The organism is Candidatus Nitrosotalea sp. FS, from assembly GCF_011319475.1.
Lineage (GTDB): Archaea > Thermoproteota > Nitrososphaeria > Nitrososphaerales > Nitrosopumilaceae > Nitrosotalea.
The window spans coordinates 13,234-15,356 of record NZ_RCMC01000181.1 but is presented as its reverse complement, the minus strand read 5'-3'; the positions used below and the strand labels follow the sequence as shown (position 1 = coordinate 15,356).

Sequence of the window (2,123 nt, the reverse complement as noted above, 5' to 3'; positions counted from 1 at the left end):
TCTGCATGTGGGGAAAAAAAGTTGGTTACTAAATCATCATAGAATGTAAGTCCTGTTGCGCCAAGACCTAATGCATATGACGCAAGATACATCCTTCCTCCTGCCATTGCGGCATCAAGCTGGGCAACTCTGTATCCACGATTTCCAAAATGCTCCAACATTTTGTCAAGGTTTATCATGAAAAATATTGTAACACTTGCGTCATATGGCAAGTCTTGGTCAAGACCAAGATTTCCTGATGCATGCCTGAGGATGCCTTTACGCAATTGCTCTAGCGAATTTTTTTCTTTAACAAAATGATATGATCCTGATTCCAGCCCATCAACTGCATTTGCAATTACGTAAACATCTGGTAACAATTCGTGGTTTGCAAAATCAGAGTTTATACCAGATGTTGCCTGATTTAGTATTGTTGATAACTGATCAAGTGTTATTGGTTCAAGCGAAAACTTTCTTGTAGAGCCACGTCGGATTATTGTATCTTCTAATGGCTCTTGGACCTTGATGTTTTTTCCAAGCGGGATTAGTTTGGTGGAATCTTTTCTTTGTACTGTGATCTGGCGTCTCCATGCTGCTACCTCTGTCTCAGTCAAGAGACTAGATGACTCGTGCATGGCATTTACCTCTGGATATTCTATCTCATAGTCTGAAGATATTGCGTCTAGGTTTATCTCTTGTAACGGTGAGAGGTCTGGGGCCTCTTGAGATGTCTCTCCTAGTGGTACGATGACAATTGGTGCCTCATTGGTTATATCTAGCCCAAGCAACTTGCAGATGCTAGAATCCACAAAACCTGTGACTACTTTGGACGGAATATTGTGGGCTGTTGTGATGGCAAGTGTATTTGCAAGAATTGTTCCACAATCCCAGAATGCGTGTCTGTATTCTCTTGATTGGTACTTTATAGAATTTCTTGAAAATACATCTGTGAAAATCAAAACTGCAGGAGATTTTGTAACAGATGGTTCCTCTGCTGTTGCACTTGATACAAATTTTCTAAAATCTCCAAGACGTATTGTGTCTAGTTTCATGTGTTTTGGATCAAAGTGATATATGCCGGCTCCAAGTCCTGGAAGATCAGAGCAGACAAGATAAATCTCAATGTGATACAGTGCTCCAGTGCAGGATGCTGCACGAAAATCCATTTCTCCCAATCCTTGAAATTTTATTTTTTTTGTAATGCCTGATGAAAAATAAAGAATCCGTCCTAGTGTTCTAAGATCTGGAATGGTATCACTGTGAATGTTGACATCTGTAGAAATTGCATCAAGTGCAGAAATGCCTATTGGAGTTTTATCCAGTGCCAAGTCGACCTGGGATGCATTCTTGTAAATCTTGTATGGTGTTGGTCTGTGCGAAGGATGATACACATGAAACCTGTTGAGAAGCATTCCGTTTGGATGCTTTGTGCCATTGTGATAATGCCAAGTTGCTTCTGTTTCATAGTTTAGCACAAGTACCGACTGGCTGGTTGGTATTGTAAAAGTATCGAAGGCAGAAGATTATTAGTGGTTGATTTTTTTAAAACAAATTGTAACTTGATAGAAAACGAAGATGTATTGATAAAACTGTCTGGGATACAAAGCCTCTCAGGTACCATACATGTTGAAGAAAAATCATATCCGGTATCAACAATGTCTATTGTCAAATCTACCATCCCTGTGAGAAAACCTACTACAAGAGGAGGTGTGTATTTTACAGATACTAGTGCCTACAAGATCAAGGCAATCACTAGTGATGTTACAATATCATCCGAGATTCCAAAACTCATGCTTGGACCAAATACTGATTTCAAGCCATTTTTGGTCAAAACAGAATTGACTGTTGGTAATATCAAACAGCATGTGACGTTAACAGTACATCTTACAAATGCAGTAAACACAAAGGATCATGTGGAACTAAATCTTATAGTAGATCAAGTAGACCTGAAATAATTTTTTGTATATCTCAAGTAAAATCAAAATTCTGTCCTTGATCTTATGTTATCATGCTTGTGTTATTTTATTCTGATCTCCAAGTGATTTCCTTCTGTGGTGTAGTATAGATTTTGGTAAGGATAGTGTGATGTATTGATTTTTGATAAACTTCCATTAAACGATTGTACCAAATGTGTGGAATCGTAA

The 2,123-nt window shown here is 38.3% G+C and carries 2 protein-coding genes; one reads left to right on the top strand and one right to left on the bottom strand.

The genetic code is table 11. The features are described 5' to 3' along the window. On the bottom strand, window positions 1-1,454 hold a 1,454-nt coding region (locus DYY66_RS06680; RefSeq protein ID WP_218583645.1), incomplete at its 3' end, for a SagB/ThcOx family dehydrogenase. A gap of 54 nt (window positions 1,455-1,508) precedes the next feature. On the opposite strand from DYY66_RS06680, the gene DYY66_RS06675 reads away from it, so the two are divergent. Next, on the top strand, window positions 1,509-1,934 hold the full coding sequence (locus DYY66_RS06675) for a hypothetical protein (protein ID WP_166287292.1): 426 nt from the start codon (window positions 1,509-1,511) through the stop codon (window positions 1,932-1,934). Window positions 1,935-2,123 lie beyond the last annotated feature (189 nt).